The following is a 13,816-nucleotide window of genomic DNA, read 5'->3' as shown; positions in this document are numbered from 1 at the left end:
GATGGCATCGGACGGTGTGGGCGCCACAGAGGATCGACTGGACGAGATCGTCTATCGCTGGAGCTACGACCACCTCCTGGGCGGTCGCGGCATGGGTCCGGTCGCCACGTCCCTGGGTCTGAACGAACTCCGGGACTGGCACGGCGGCTTGGAGCAGCACGTCTCGATGGACCGCTCGCTGCCGGAGACCCCCGCCTGGAGCTTTTGCCGGGTACGCCTGGAGAACCGGCACGCGCTGGTGCTGCGCGAGGCCGCGGTCCACGCCGGCAACCGACCCGGAACCAGCGCACACGTCCTGGTGGACCCCGAACTCAGCGTCGGAGCCCACACGATGCTGGCCACCGCGTGGCTGCACGAGGAGCGCGGCGGCGGGCTCACGGGGTCCAGGACCCCGCTCGCCGAGGTACCCGAGAACGTACCGCTGCGCGGTACCACGATCCGCCCGGAGGCGTTCGACCCGGCCATCCGCGGGCAACTGCGCGAGCGGGCCCGGGCCCGGCCGGAACTCCTCGAGGTCGTACTCGCGGCCGTGCTGCGCGACCACCACCGCACCTTCACCCTCCATCAGCACGACGTCGGCGCGGACATGGTGCCGCTGCTGTGGGGCGTGTTCGACCTGGCGCAGCCGATCGCGCCCGGGATGTGGACCTTCTCCACCTACGAGACCAGCGACGCGGCGCTGAAGCCGCGCTTCGTCCTGGTCCCGCGCTGGCCGAACGCGCCGGAGCCGGCCAACCGGCTGCGGATCGACCCGCGCGCCGAACCGCAGCCGGGGCAGGACGTGTTCCGCGATGCCGCCGGGCTGCTGGTGCAGCTGTACTGCACGCGCCCGTGGGCCGAGGTGGATGGGCTGCTGGCCCGGATCGAGACGGCGGTCGGCGCCGACGGGGCGTCGTATCGGGAGGTCGCCGACCTGGTGCTGGCGCTCGAATCGGACGCGACCCGGCTGACCCCGGCGGTCGCCGTCGCGCCGCGGGAGAGCCGGGCGCCGGAGCCGCCGCGGGCACCGCAGGCACCGCCCGAGCCGTCCGTGCCGCCTGTGCCTCAGGCCGCTGCCGAGCGTTGGGAGAACGGCTACACGGAGACCTGGATCAACGGGAGCGAGGACGACGAGCCGGACTCCGCGGGCGAGCCCGGTGGCTACACCGAGCAGGATCGGTACGGCCGGGGCGCCGCGCCGGGATACGCGCGGCCGGGCCAATCGCCGGCCGGGGCCGGGCAGCCGGGTTCGGCGCCGCCGGGGTTCGGGCGGTCCGGGCAGGCCGACGCGTGGCGGGTGGGCGACGAGGCGAACCGGGCCGGGCCGATGCCGGCGTACCGTCCGACGGTGGGCGGCGACGCGCCGGTCCCGCCCCGCCCGGATCGGCTCGCCCCCGCGCCGGGCGCGTCCCCCCGCCCCGAGTCCGGCTCGGGCAGCCGTCCGGTGTTGCCCCCGACCGGCCCGACGGACCGCCTCGCGCGCGGTACGTGGGACCGGGGGGAGTGGGAACGTCTGGGCGCCTCCCGCAACGGCTACACCGTGCTGGGGGTGGCCGACGGGCTGCTGACCCGGAGCAACGGACACGAGACGAACGAGTTCCGCGACGTACTCACCCAGGTCGACCCCGCCTCGCTCGCGGTCGCGCTGCTGCTCGCCCGGCCGCCGCTGCTGGCCCCGGTGGTGTACCGGCTGGATCGGCTCCTGCATCCCGCCTACGGAGACGGCGGCCGGCCGGAGCGGCAGACCAGGCAGACGTATGCGACGGTGCTCGGCCGGCTGCACGAGGACATCAACACCCTCGACACCTGCGGCGCCCCGAGGGAGACGCTGTGTCGGCTGGTGGAGATGCTGGCCCGGGTCACCGTGGCCGAGGTGAAGCGGCCCAGATTCGGCGCCGACGTGCTGTCCACGCTGGCCGTCGACGTCGCGGGCACGGTCTGGGCCCTTCGGACGTCTTTGCGGGTGTGGGCGGATTATCAGAACGTGCTCGTGGACGTGCTGTGTTCCTCCCGCTATCGCGAGCCGTTTCTGCTCGAGATGGGGCGACTGACCGTGGAGAGCTTCCAGACCATGCCGCACAGGACGGGACCGTAGCCATGACGGCACGCACGGCACGCACGGCGCAGCCGGGAGGGAACCAGCCGCCGACCGGGGCCGAGGCGGACGGGTTCCGCCAGATCGTCTACCGGCGCCAGGACGACAGCCTGCTCGGCGGGCGCGGCCTGGGGCCGATCGCCTCCTCCGTGTCCCGGGACGAACTGCTGGGCTGGCACGACGAGTTGCGCGAGCATGTGGCGGTCGACGCGGAGGACCGGGGGGCGCCGGTGACCAGCGTCGCGCTGGTGCACACCGGTCGCGGCGCGGCGGTGGTCCGGCGCGAGTATGTGGTCGACGGGAACAACGCGCGCGTGTTGCTCGACCCCGGCCGCGACCTGGGCCCGCATGCCGCGCTGGTACTCACCCAGGAGGCCGTGTGGGCGGGGGAGCCCGCCCTGGAGGACATCCCGCGCGGCTACGGACTCGCGCCGCTGGCCCCGGACTTCGTGGCCGCCGCGCTGGACGGGCACGCCGAGCGGCTGCGCGGCCGGGCGCGTGAGCAGGCCTATCTGCTGGAGGTCGCGGTCGCCGCCGTGCTGCGGCATCCGGGCCGGTTCTTCTCGTTTCGGCAGGCGGACGTGGGGATCGATCCGGTGCCGATGTTGTGGGGGTTGTCCGACCTGCTGCTGTGGCTGGTGCCGGTGTCCTTCACGTTCTCCACCTTCGAGACGCTGGACCACTCGGGCAAGCCGAGGTTCGTGGTGCTGCCGCGCCGGCCGCGTGACGCGCAGCCGTGGGCGGGCCGCTACCGGTTGGTGGCGGGGGAGGAGCCCAAGGCCGGTTCGGACGTGCACGCGCACGCGGCGGCGCTGCTGGTGAGCCGGTACACCGACACCGACTGGGCGGGGATCCACCGGCTCCTGGAGGGCATGCGCGACCTGCGGCCGCTGCCGCACGAGCGGGCCGAGGAGCGGTCGCGGGAGATCTGCGCCCGGTTGGGACGGCGGGGCTCCGGTTCCGGGTCCGGGTCGGGTGCGTCGGTGGGCGCGCCGATGCCGCCCGCGCCCGCGCGTGCGCTGTCGTTCGAGCCCGCGCCGGTGTCGGTGCCCGCGCCGACGCGCGCCGCCGCGCCCGCGCCCGCGCCGGTTCGGGATCGGGGGCTGGTGACCGAGAAGGCGCTGGTGGCCGCGGCGGAGCGGGTACGGCGGGACGGCGCGGCGGCGCGGGTCGAGCGGGAGCCCCGGGTGGTGACGGTGTCCACGGCCGAGGAGGAGCCGGCGTTTCCCTACCCGGCGGAGCCGTCGGCCCCCCGGGCCGCGTCGACCGTGTCGCCGCCCCGGCCGTCGCTGCCGTACTCGGCTCCGGCCGCCGCGAGCGCGGAGCCCGCGGATGTGACCTGGTACGCCGACGACGGTGCGGTGTTCGAGGAGATCGAGGACGCCTTCACCGGGCCGTGGCCGGGCTTCGAGGAGGAGCGCGGCGAACTGCCGATACCCGCGCTGCCGCACACCGACGACGACCTCGACGCGGGCCCGGAGGCCGAGCCGCGCGCCGAGCCGGGCGCGGTCGGCGGACCCGAGAGCCCGCCGACCCCGGGCGCGCCGCCGATCAGCGCCGGGAACGCGCCGTGGAGCGTGTGGGCGGAATTCGGCATTCCGGATACCGAGGTGAACAAGATACGGCGCGCGGTCAAGCGCCTTCCGGACAAGCCGACGCTGCGCGAACGGGCACTCGGCGGCGGCGCGGCCAAGACCGAGGTCGCCACGATCGACAACATCGTCACCCTCGCGGTCGCGCTGCGGTTGGCCGACCTGCGGGTGCTGCCGGTGATCGCGGACCGGCTGACCACGCGCCTGGAACAGCGCCGCCGCCAGCTCGCCCCCGAGGCGTGGAACCCGGACGACATGCGGGCGATGCGGGAAACGGTGCTGGACGCCGAACAGTTCGGGGACCGTCTGGAGGCGGCCGGCGCGGGCGAGAAGCGCACCCGCAAGCTGCTCGAACAACTCCTCGTGGTGGTGCTGGCCCCCAAGACCGACACGAAGGGGGTGCTGCGCCAGATCGCGATCTGCGTACTCTCCGACCGCCGGGACCGGTCCCCGAACCCGCTGATCGAGGAAATCCTCCTCAACAGCCAATGGGGCGAAGACTTCCGCACCGAACTCGGCCGCCGCTGGTCCGAACAGAACCCGCCCCGCTGAAGCCTGGCGGTGACGGTGACGGTGACGGTGACGGTGACGGGGGCGGGGGAGGGGCGGCGGGGTGCGGGGTTCGGAAAAAGATTCGGTCGGTGGTGTCGAGATCGTGTGGCCGGCTTCGTCTCCGGGGTGAGCGCGACCACAATGGGCGCACCAGCACCGAGGAGAACGATCATGGCCAAGTACCTGCTGCTCAAGCACTACCGCGGCGCTCCGGCCTCGGTCAACGACGTGCCGATGGACCGTTGGACGCCGGAGGAGATCACGGCGCATGTGGGCTACATGAACGACTTCGCGGACAGTCTGAAGAAGACCGGCGAGTTCGTCGACAGTCAGGCACTGACCCCGCAGGGGGCGTGGGTCCGGTACGACGGCGAGGGGCGCCCGCCGGTCACCGACGGCCCGTTCGCCGAGACCAAGGACCTGATCGCCGGCTGGATGATCATCGACGTCGACACCTATGAGCGTGCCGTCGAGCTGGCCGGAGAACTGTCGGCCGCCCCCGGCGCGGGCGGCAAGCCGATCCACGAGTGGCTGGAGGTACGCCCGTTCATGAGCGCCTCGCAGCACACCATCGCGGAGTGACGTGACCACCGGCATGAACGAGGCGCTTCTTCGCGGCCTCACGCCGAGCGTGCTCGGGATCCTCGTCCGCCGCGGAGCCGACTTCGCGGCGGCCGAGGACGCCGTACAAGACGCGCTGGTCGAGGCGATCCGCGTCTGGCCGACCGATCCGCCGCGGGACCCGAAGGGCTGGCTGGTCACCGCGGCCTGGCGCAAGTTCCTCGACGCGACCCGCGCGGACGCGGCCCGGCGCCGGCGTGAGGACCTCGTCGACGAGGAGCCGGCGCCCGGGCCCACGCCCGCGGCGGACGACACGCTCCGGCTGTACTTCCTGTGCGCCCATCCGTCGCTGACGCCGTCCTCGGCCGTCGCGCTCACGCTGCGCGCCGTCGGCGGGCTGACCACGCGCCAGATCGCCCAGGCATACCTGGTGCCCGAGGCGACCATGGCGCAGCGCATCAGCCGGGCCAAGCGCACGGTCTCCGGCGTGCGGTTCGACCGGCCCGGCGATGTGGCCACCGTGCTGCGGGTGTTGTACCTGGTCTTCAACGAGGGGTACTCCGGCGACGTGGACCTGGCTGCCGAGGCCATCCGGCTCACCCGGCAGCTCGCCGCCGCGATCGACCACCCGGAGGTCGCGGGCCTGCTCGCGCTGATGCTGCTCCACCATGCGCGGCGCGCCGCGCGGACGGCGCCGGACGGCGGCCTGGTGCCGCTCGCCGAGCAGGACCGGGGCCGGTGGGACACCGGGATGATCGCCGAGGGCGTGGTGATCCTGCAGGCGGCGCTGGCCCGGGACCGGCTCGGCGAGTTCCAGGCGCAGGCCGCGATCGCGGCGCTGCACGCCGACGCGCCGACCGCCGAGGAGACCGACTGGGTGCAGATCGTCGAGTGGTACGACGAGCTGGTGCGCCTGACCGACAACCCCGTCGTCCGGCTCAACCGTGCGGTGGCCGTGGGCGAGGCCGACGGGCCGCGGGCCGGGCTGGCGGTCCTCGCGACGCTGGACGACTCGCTGCCGCGCCACACGGCGGTGGCGGCGTACCTCCACGAACGCGACGGTGACGCGACGACGGCGGCCCGCCTGTACGCCGAGGCGGCCCACCAGGCCGGCAACCTCGCCGAACGCAACCACCTGGCCCGCCAGGCCGCGCGCCTCCACGCCGGTCGCTGACCGCGGAGCGGGTGCGGGCGCGGCGCGGCCGGTCCTCAGGCGCCGGACGGGCTGTCGGCTCGCCTGTTGTGCGATGCCGGACCGGTAGCGTGCCGGCCGGCCTGCGGCCCGCCGGTCCTCAAGCGCCGGACGGGCTGGGTTTTGTGGTCCGGGCGTTTTCGGTCCGGCTCCGGCCGGGTTGGGTTGGGTTCGGCCTTCGGCCGGGTGTCCTCAAGCGCCGGACGGGCTGGGGTGTCGGCTCGCCTGTTGTGCGATGCCGGACCGGCAGCGTGCCGGCCGGCCTGCGGCCCGCCGGTCCTCAAGCGCCGGACGGGCTGGGATTTGTGGGCCGAGCGTTCTTGGTTTGGCCCCGGCTGGGTTGGGTTCGGTTCGGGCTTTGGTCGGGTGTCCTCGGGTGTCGGACGGGCTGGGATTTGTGGGCCGGGTGTTTTTGGTTCGGTTCCGGGCGGGTTTGGTTTGTGGGCCGGTTTCGTTGGGGGTGCTTTGGGTGGGTCAGCGTTGTACGGTCCAGCCGCTGTTGCGTAGGGCTTGGGTGAGGGTCTCGGCGTGTTGGGGGGCTACCTGGAGTTCGGCCAGGCCGGCCGGGCGGCCCTGGGCGTGGTCGATGCGGATGTCTTCGATGTTGACCTCTGCGCGGCCGACGTCGGCGAACAGGCGGGCCAGCTCGCCCGGGCGGTCGGGGATTACCACCGGGATCGCCTCGTACACGGCGGCTGGTTCGCCGTGCTTGCCCGGGATTCGTGCGTGGCCGGCGTTGCCGCGCCGCAGCAGGGCCTCGATGCCTCGCGTGCCCGCCTCGCGCTTGGCCGCGTCCTCGGCCGCCAGCGACCGCAACGCGCCCACCACGGCGTCCAGATCCCCGGCGAGGCCCGCCAGCACATCGGCCACCGCGTCGGCGTTGGCGCCCAGGATGTCGATCCACAGCCGCGGGTCGGAGCCCGCGATCCGGGTCACGTCCCGCACTCCCTGCCCCGCGAGCCGGGTGTCGGTGTCCTGCGCGTGTTCCAGCCGCGCCGCCATCAGCGCGGACACCAGGTGCGGCGCGTGCGACACCAGCGCCACCGCGTGGTCGTGGTCGCGCGGCTTCATCACCACCGGCACGCCGCGACACAGCGACACCATCTCCAGCGCCCGGTTGAGCGTCTCGGTGTCGGTCTCCCGCGAGGGCGTGAGCACCCACGGCCGGCCCTCGAACAGGTCGCCGCGCGCCGCCAGCGGCCCGGAGCGCTCCCGCCCGGCGAGCGGATGGCCGCCGATGTAGCGCCCGAGGTCGCAGCCCAGCGCGGCGATCTCGGCCAGCGGCTGCTCCTTCACGCTCGCCACGTCGGTGTAGCTCAGCGCCAGCCGCGACTCCTGTACCTGCCGCAGGGTTTCCGCGATCCGCCCCGGCGGCACCGCGAGCACCGCCAGGTCCACCGGCTCGGCCGGCACAGCGTCCAGGCCCGCGCCCATCGCCGCCGCCGTCTGCACCGCGGTCCTGTCGTGATCGCGCAGATACACCGTGACCCCGCGCGAGGTCAGCGCGAGCGCGACGGATGTGCCGATCAGTCCGGTGCCGACCACGGCGGCGGTACGCACGACGGGAACTCCAAGGGGCGGGTGACGGAATAATGGGGGAACCGATCAAGGCTATCCGTGACGGTACCCTCGGGCGGTGTCCTATCGCCCCGCGGCCTCCGCAGCGCCGCCCGGTTCGGCAATACCCGTGACGGCCCCCGGGCCGGCAAGCAGCCAGACAAGTGAAAGGTCGGCGACCGTGGAAGCCCGTACGCCGCTCGCGACCGCCGTGGTCGCCATCGACGGCCCGTCCGGTTCCGGAAAGTCCAGCGTCTCGCGGGCGGTCGCCGCCCGCTTGGGCCTGCGCTACCTGGACACGGGCGCGATGTACCGGGCGATGACGTGGTGGATGCTCACCAACGGCGTCGACATCCACGACCCGGCTGCGGTGGCCTCGGCCGCCGACAAGCCGCAGATCGTCTCCGGGACCGCGCCGGACGGGCCCACCATCACCGTCGACGGCCGGGACGCGGCCGGCCCGATCCGTACCGACGAGGTGACCAAGGCGGTCAGCGCGGTCAGCGCCGTGCCCGAGGTGCGCACCCGCCTGGTCGACCTCCAGCGGGCGGTGATCGGCGCGGGCGGCATCGTGGTCGAGGGCCGCGACATCGCGAGCGTGGTGGCCCCCGACGCGCCGGTCAAGGTGTACCTGACCGCCTCCGAGGCGGCCCGCGCCGCACGCCGCAACGCCGAGCTGACCGGTACGCAGGCCACCAGCGTCGAGGACACCCGGGCCGACCTGGCCCGCCGGGACGCGCTGGACTCGGGCCGCGCGGTCGCCCCCGCCGGGATGGCCGAGGGCGCGATCCTGGTCGACACCACCGAGCTGAACCGCGAACAGGTGGTCGACCACCTGCTCGCCCTGGTCGCGGAACACGTGCGGTGACCGCGACCCTCGGCGCCACCGCCAAGCCCACGCCCGCCAAGCCCACACCCCCCAGGCCCCCGCTCGCCGGCGCCGCGCACTTCATCGGCGAGCCGCTGCTGCGCAGCTTCTGGAAGGTCCGCGCGCTGGGCACCTGGCACGTACCGACGAGCGGCCCGGTGATCCTGGCGGGCAACCACGCCAACTTCGTCGACGGGCCGATGCTCTTCGCATTCGCCCCGCGACCCACGCAGGTGCTGGTCAAGCGCGAGATGTTCGCCGGCGCGCTCGGCCCGATACTGCGCGGGATCGGCCACATCCCGGTCCAGCGCGGCGTCGCGGACCGCCGGATGATCACCGATTCGCTCGACGTACTGGCCGCCGGCGGCGCGCTCGGGGTCTTCCCCGAGGGCACGCGGGGACAGGCCGACTTCTCGGCAGTGCACAATGGACTTGCATATCTGGCATTGCGCTCCGGGGCACCCATCGTCCCGGTGGCGTGCCTCGGCACCGGTGCGCGGGGATCCTCGATCGGTGCATTGCCGGGTCTGCGCTCCCGGATCGACGTGGTCTACGGCAAGCCCTTCCGGGCCGTCGAGAACGCCGACCGCCGGGCCACCCGCAAGGCCGTCCAGGCCGCGTCCGACCGCATCGTCGAACGGCTCACCGCGCACCTGCGCGAGGCCGAGCGGATGACCGGTCGCGCCGGCTGACCCAGGCTCACGCGAGCCCACCCGAGTCTCACCCGAACCGCTACCCGAACGAGGAACACCCCCATGGAGCAGCACGCCGACGCCACGACCGAGGGCGCCTTCGACCCGGAGGCGTGGGAGGCGGGCTACGACCCCGACGAGTGGGTCGACGTCGAAGGGGACGCCCCCGCCCGCGGCGGGCACGACGGGGAGGCGTCCGGACCGCTGCCGGTGCTGGCCGTCGTCGGGCGACCCAACGTGGGCAAGTCCACGCTGGTCAACCGGATCATCGGGCGCCGCGAGGCGGTCGTGGAGGACACCCCCGGGGTGACCCGCGACCGGGTCTACTACGAGGCCACCTGGAACGGCCGCCGCTTCACCGTCGTGGACACCGGCGGCTGGGAGCGCGACGTGGTCGGCATCGACCTGTCGGTGGCGGTCCAGGCCGAGTACGCGATCGAGTCGGCGGACGCGGTGATGTTCGTGGTCGACGCGATCGTCGGCCCCACCGACAGCGACGAGGCCGTGGTCCGGGTGCTGCGCAAGGCCGGCAAGCCGGTCGTGCTGGCCGCCAACAAGGTCGACAACATGGCCCAGGAGGCGGACGCCGCCGCGCTGTGGTCGCTCGGCCTGGGCCAGCCCTGGCCGGTCTCGGCCGTGCACGGGCGCGGCAGCGGCGACCTGCTCGACGCGGCGCTCGCGATCCTGCCGGAGGCCCCCGCGCAGCGCTTCGGCGTCGCCGAGGGCGGCCCGCGCCGGGTCGCCCTGCTCGGCCGCCCGAACGTGGGCAAGTCGAGCATGCTGAACAAGGTCGCCGGTGAGAACCGGGTGGTCGTGGACAAGATCGCGGGCACCACCCGCGACCCGGTCGACGAGCTGATCCAGCTCGGCGGCAAGACCTGGAAGTTCATCGACACCGCGGGCATCCGCCGCCGGGTGCACCTGACCCAGGGCGCCGACTTCTACGCGTCGCTGCGCACCACGGCCGCGTTGGAGAAGGCCGAGGTCGGGGTGATCCTGATCGACGCCAGCGAGCGGCTGACCGAGCAGGACACCCGGATCATCTCGCTCGCGGTCGAGGCGGGGCGCGCGATCGTGATCGCGTACAACAAGTGGGATCTCATGGACGAGGAGCGCCGCTACTACCTCGAACGCGAGATCGAGCAGGACCTGGTCCAGGTCACCTGGGCGCCCCGGGTGAACGTCTCGGCGCTGACCGGGCGGCACATGGAGAAGCTGGTCCCGGCCATCGAGACGGCGCTGGCCAGCTGGGAGAAGCGCATCCCCACCGGGCAGCTGAACGCGTTCCTGGGCACGCTGGTGGCCTCGCACCCGCACCCGATCCGCGGCGGCAAGCAGCCCCGCATCCTGTTCGGCACCCAGGCGGGCACCAAGCCGCCCCGGTTCGTGCTGTTCACCAGCGGCTTCCTGGAGGCCGGCTACCGTCGCTTCATCGAGCGCCGGCTGCGTGAGGAGTTCGGCTTCCCGGGCACGCCGATCGAGATCCGGATGAAGGTCAGGGAGAAGCGCGGTCGCAAGACCGGTCGCTGACCGCGGCCGACCGTACGAACGACGACGAAGGGCCCGGACGCCGTGTGCGTCCGGGCCCTTCGTTGTTTGCGTTGTTTGCGTCGTCTGCGTCGTCTGCGTCGTCTCGAGATCCTCGCGCGCGCACCCTCGGGCTACAGCGGCAGGTGGCCGTGTGGGCCCGTGGCGCGCGACGGTTGGGCGGGGACCAGGGACGCGCCCCGGTGCCGGCCGTATGTGGTGTAGCCGCCTTGGGTGGGCAGCGAGAAGTTCGGGAACGGGGGGTCCTGCGCGTAGGAGTGGCTGATCGCGGCGGGCGCGCCGTACGAAGGTCGGCTCGCGGCGTAGTCCTCGTTCGTACGCTCGTGCGGGACGGCGCGGAACATCCGCCGCCACTCGGTTTCCAGCGCGTTGTAGATCGGGGTCAGGACGTCGTGAGCGGGCGGGGCGGGGACGCCTACGGAGAGGGCGGGGTGGCCTAGGGCTCGGCTGCTGATGGAGTCGTCGAAAGTGAACACATCGGGTCCAACGATCGAGGGCTGTGGGGGTTGTGGGGGTGGAGGGGAAGTGTCACTGATGGTGGGTGGGTTGTTACTGGGTGTTTCGGGGGTTGTGGTGGGGTGGGGTGCGGGGGGCTGGGGTGCGGGGAGTGGGTCGCGGCGGAGTGGGTCGCGGGCCGGGGGCGCGGGGTGGGCGGGGCGGGGAGGCGGAGGCGCGACGTGAGCGGGGCGGGGGCCGCAGTCGTGTCGGCGGCGTGCTTCTTTTTGGGCGCTTCGCGCCGGCTCGCGAGGGGCCGCTTTTCTGCTCCCCCGCTTCGCTCCTCCGCAGAAAAGCGGCCCCTCGCTCGGGGCTGGGTGTCCCTCCGCTTCGCTCCGGGTCACCCAGCCCAAACTTTGCGGCTCCGCCGCTCTCCGCGCTGCGCGCGTCGATCTCCAGGGTTGGCCCGGGTCGGGGGCGCTGACGCGCCACGGGGGTGTGTGCGTCGGGTGGGCGGGGTGGCCGTGCTCGTGTGTGGGCCGCGTTCTGGGGCGGGGTCAGGTGTGGGTGCGGACTGCCTCGACCATGGCTGTGGTGATTGTGGTCAGGTCGTTCGGGGGTGTGATGTAGGGGGGCATCGTGTAGACGAGGCGGCCGAAGGGGCGGATCCAGACGCCGTGTTCGACGAAGGCGGGTTGGATCTTTGCCATGTCCACCGGGGTGGCGAGTTCGATGACGCCGATTGCGCCGAGGACTCGTACGTCGATGACGCCGGGCAGGGCGCGGGCCGGGGCCAGGCCCGTGCGGAGGCCGTTGCTCAGGGCGGTGATGCGGTCGCGCCAGGGTTCGGAGAGGAGCAGGTCGATGCTGGCTGCGGCGATCGCGGCGGCCAGTGGGTTGGCCATGAAGGTCGGGCCGTGCATGAAGGCGCCGCCCTCGCCGCGTGAGATGGTTCGGGCCACCTCGTCGGTGCATAGCGTCGCGGCCATGGTCAGGTAGCCGCCGGTCAGGGCCTTGCCCAGGCACATGATGTCGGGCGCGATACCCGCGTGGTCGCACGCGAACAGCTCGCCGGTTCGGCCGAATCCGGTGGCGATCTCGTCCGCGATCAGCAACACCTCGTGCCGCGAGCACAGTTCGCGGATCCGGCGCAGGTAGGCGGGGGAGTGGAAGCGCATTCCGCCCGCGCCCTGCACGATCGGTTCGAGGACGACGGCTGCCACCGTCGAGCCGTGTCGCTCCAGCGACTCCTCGATTCCGGCGGTGTCCTCGGCCCGCAGCGGGGTGTCGAAGCCCGCCGGCGGGATCGGCGCGAACAGGTGTGTGGGCAGGACCCCGGAGAAGAGGTGGTGCATCCCGCCGACCGGGTCGCATACCGACATCGCGCCGAACGTGTCGCCGTGATAGCCGCCGCGCACGGTCAACAGCCGGGTGCGCTCGGGCCGGCCGCGTCCGCGCTGGTACTGGAGCGCCATCTTCAGCGCCACCTCGACCGCGACCGAGCCGGAGTCGGCGAAGAACACCTTGGTCAGCGGCTCGGGGGTGATCTCCACCAGGCGCCGGGCCAGCCGTACGGCCGGCGGATGGGTCAGCCCGCCGAACATCACATGGGCCATCGTGTCCACCTGCGCGTGCGCGGCGGCGTTCAGGACCGGGTGGTTGTAGCCGTGGATCGCGGCCCACCAGGACGACATCCCGTCGACCAGCTCGCGCCCGTCGGCGAGCCGGAGCCGGACCCCGTCGGCGCCGACCACGGGGAACAGCGGCGCGTCGCCCTCGGTGCTCGCGTACGGGTGCCAGATGTGCCGCCGGTCCTGGGAAACCAGCTCGTCGCCGTAGGCCGCGTCGTAGTGCTCCATGGCTCGGCACGCTATCGGAGCGTCGGGAGACGACCCGGTACAGGTCGCCTCCCGGCGTGGGCCGCGCGCGGTCGAGGCTGTCGCGCGGCCCGGTCAGATGCCGCTGACCGGGACCGATCCGGCCGCGAGCAGGTTGCGCCGACCCGCCTCGCTCAGCGCGGCGGCCAACTCGTCGTTGCCGGTGTGGATGCCGATGGTGCCGACCGGGGCGGCGAACAGCAGCACGACGCTGTGCGTCTTGGCCGCGTTCAACCACGCCTCGGGCACCTCGGCCGGGGTCTGCGCCTGCCACCACGCCTCGGTACGCCCGCCCGCGCCCGGGAACAGCACCGCGGTCAGGTAGCCGTCGGTCATCTGTACCGACCAGCCGCCGAGCAGCGGCGGCAGCGTCTCCTCGGGGGAGGCGATCGGCGCGAACCCGCGCTCGCCGAGCAGCGACAGGAACTCGTCCTGCGCGCCGGGCGTGCCCGGACGGGCCACGGCCGCCCCGGGCTCGACCACGAGCGCCGCGTAGGTCACGCCCGCGCACACCACCATGCTGCCGGTGATCGAGATCGGCACCGGACCGCCCGGCACCACGGTCTGCACCGCGAGCCCGGGGTTGGCCTGCGCCGCGAGCAGCGGCTCGACGGCGGCCTCGGACACCGGGATCACCTGGGAGGGGATGCAGCGGGTGTGCGCGAACGCGAGTACCGCGGTCTCCTCGGCCAGGTACAACAGCGCGCTGGTCTCCACGGAGGTGGTGTCGCCCTCACCGCGGCACGAGGCGCACGCGTAGGTCTGGGGGCCGGTCTCCCCTGCCACCAGGCGGGCGGCCTCGTCGTCGCCGATCTCGGCGCGGACCTCGGGGCTGACGTCGAGCAAGCGTGACACGGAAGGCTCCATC

At 73.3% G+C, this 13,816-nt stretch carries 11 protein-coding genes; 7 read left to right on the top strand and 4 right to left on the bottom strand.

Features of this window, described 5'->3' with window-relative positions; all coding sequences use genetic code 11:
- The first annotated feature begins 1 nt into the window (after position 1).
- The 4 genes from ACMXN5_RS07365 to ACMXN5_RS07350 all read left to right on the top strand — a co-directional run bounded on the left by ACMXN5_RS07365 (position 2) and on the right by ACMXN5_RS07350 (position 5,953).
- Positions 2–2,074: a hypothetical protein gene (locus ACMXN5_RS07365; protein WP_439674575.1), complete on the top strand. Its 2,073-nt coding sequence runs from the start codon at positions 2–4 to the stop codon at positions 2,072–2,074.
- Positions 2,075–2,076: 2 nt separating this feature from the next.
- Positions 2,077–4,218: a hypothetical protein gene (locus ACMXN5_RS07360; protein ID WP_439674574.1), complete on the top strand. Its 2,142-nt coding sequence runs from the start codon at positions 2,077–2,079 to the stop codon at positions 4,216–4,218.
- A 171-nt stretch (positions 4,219–4,389) separates the two neighbouring features.
- Positions 4,390–4,800, top strand: a complete 411-nt coding sequence (locus ACMXN5_RS07355) for a YciI family protein (RefSeq protein WP_439674573.1) — start codon at positions 4,390–4,392, stop codon at positions 4,798–4,800.
- Between the two features lie 13 nt (positions 4,801–4,813).
- Positions 4,814–5,953: an RNA polymerase sigma factor gene (locus tag ACMXN5_RS07350; protein WP_439677965.1), complete on the top strand. Its 1,140-nt coding sequence runs from the start codon at positions 4,814–4,816 to the stop codon at positions 5,951–5,953.
- Positions 5,954–6,445: 492 nt separating this feature from the next.
- Here ACMXN5_RS07350 and ACMXN5_RS07345 read toward each other — a convergent pair whose 3' ends face one another.
- Positions 6,446–7,531 carry a prephenate dehydrogenase gene (locus ACMXN5_RS07345; RefSeq protein WP_439674572.1) on the bottom strand — a complete coding sequence of 362 codons (1,086 nt, stop codon included), beginning with the start codon at positions 7,529–7,531 and terminating at the stop codon, positions 6,446–6,448.
- 178 nt (positions 7,532–7,709) lie between these two features.
- Here ACMXN5_RS07345 and cmk point away from each other — a divergent pair, with 178 nt between their 5' ends.
- The 3 genes from cmk (at position 7,710) to der (ending at position 10,618) form a co-directional block, all read left to right on the top strand.
- Entirely contained in the window at positions 7,710–8,396 is a 687-nt protein-coding gene (cmk, locus tag ACMXN5_RS07340) for a (d)CMP kinase (RefSeq protein ID WP_395785638.1), read from the top strand.
- Positions 8,393–9,088 (top strand): lysophospholipid acyltransferase family protein, encoded by a 696-nt coding sequence (locus ACMXN5_RS07335; protein ID WP_439674571.1) that lies wholly within the window; start codon positions 8,393–8,395, stop codon positions 9,086–9,088. The genes cmk and ACMXN5_RS07335 overlap by 4 nt, the downstream gene beginning before the upstream one ends.
- A 63-nt stretch (positions 9,089–9,151) precedes the next feature.
- Positions 9,152–10,618 (top strand): ribosome biogenesis GTPase Der, encoded by a 1,467-nt coding sequence (gene der / locus ACMXN5_RS07330; RefSeq protein ID WP_439674570.1) that lies wholly within the window; start codon positions 9,152–9,154, stop codon positions 10,616–10,618.
- Positions 10,619–10,749: 131 nt separating this feature from the next.
- On the opposite strand, the gene ACMXN5_RS07325 is transcribed toward der, so the two are convergent.
- The 3 genes from ACMXN5_RS07325 to ACMXN5_RS07315 all read right to left on the bottom strand — a co-directional run bounded on the left by ACMXN5_RS07325 (position 10,750) and on the right by ACMXN5_RS07315 (position 13,803).
- On the bottom strand, positions 10,750–11,112 hold the full coding sequence (locus tag ACMXN5_RS07325) for a hypothetical protein (RefSeq protein WP_439674569.1): 363 nt from the start codon (positions 11,110–11,112) through the stop codon (positions 10,750–10,752).
- Between the two features lie 516 nt (positions 11,113–11,628).
- Entirely contained in the window at positions 11,629–12,930 is a 1,302-nt protein-coding gene (bioA, locus tag ACMXN5_RS07320; RefSeq protein ID WP_439674568.1) for an adenosylmethionine--8-amino-7-oxononanoate transaminase, read from the bottom strand.
- Positions 12,931–13,023: 93 nt separating this feature from the next.
- The gene (locus ACMXN5_RS07315; protein WP_380008441.1) at positions 13,024–13,803 is read right to left on the bottom strand and encodes a hypothetical protein; all 780 of its coding nucleotides are present in this window, start codon (positions 13,801–13,803) and stop codon (positions 13,024–13,026) included.
- Positions 13,804–13,816: the final 13 nt, after the last annotated feature.

Source organism: Embleya australiensis, assembly GCF_051903075.1.
In the GTDB taxonomy this organism is placed as follows: domain Bacteria; phylum Actinomycetota; class Actinomycetes; order Streptomycetales; family Streptomycetaceae; genus Embleya.
This window is presented reverse-complemented; position numbering and strand designations above follow the sequence as displayed.

Excerpts from the sequence above, each read along its gene's own strand:
- ACMXN5_RS07365 (WP_439674575.1), top strand. The coding sequence starts at position 2 with ATGGCATCGGACGGTGTGGGCGCCACAGAGGATCGACTGGACGAGATC.
- ACMXN5_RS07360 (WP_439674574.1), top strand. The coding sequence starts at position 2,077 with ATGACGGCACGCACGGCACGCACGGCGCAGCCGGGAGGGAACCAGCCG.
- ACMXN5_RS07355 (WP_439674573.1), top strand. The coding sequence starts at position 4,390 with ATGGCCAAGTACCTGCTGCTCAAGCACTACCGCGGCGCTCCGGCCTCG.
- ACMXN5_RS07350 (WP_439677965.1), top strand. The coding sequence starts at position 4,814 with ATGAACGAGGCGCTTCTTCGCGGCCTCACGCCGAGCGTGCTCGGGATC.
- der (WP_439674570.1), top strand. The coding sequence starts at position 9,152 with ATGGAGCAGCACGCCGACGCCACGACCGAGGGCGCCTTCGACCCGGAG.
- bioA (WP_439674568.1), bottom strand. The coding sequence starts at position 12,930 with ATGGAGCACTACGACGCGGCCTACGGCGACGAGCTGGTTTCCCAGGAC.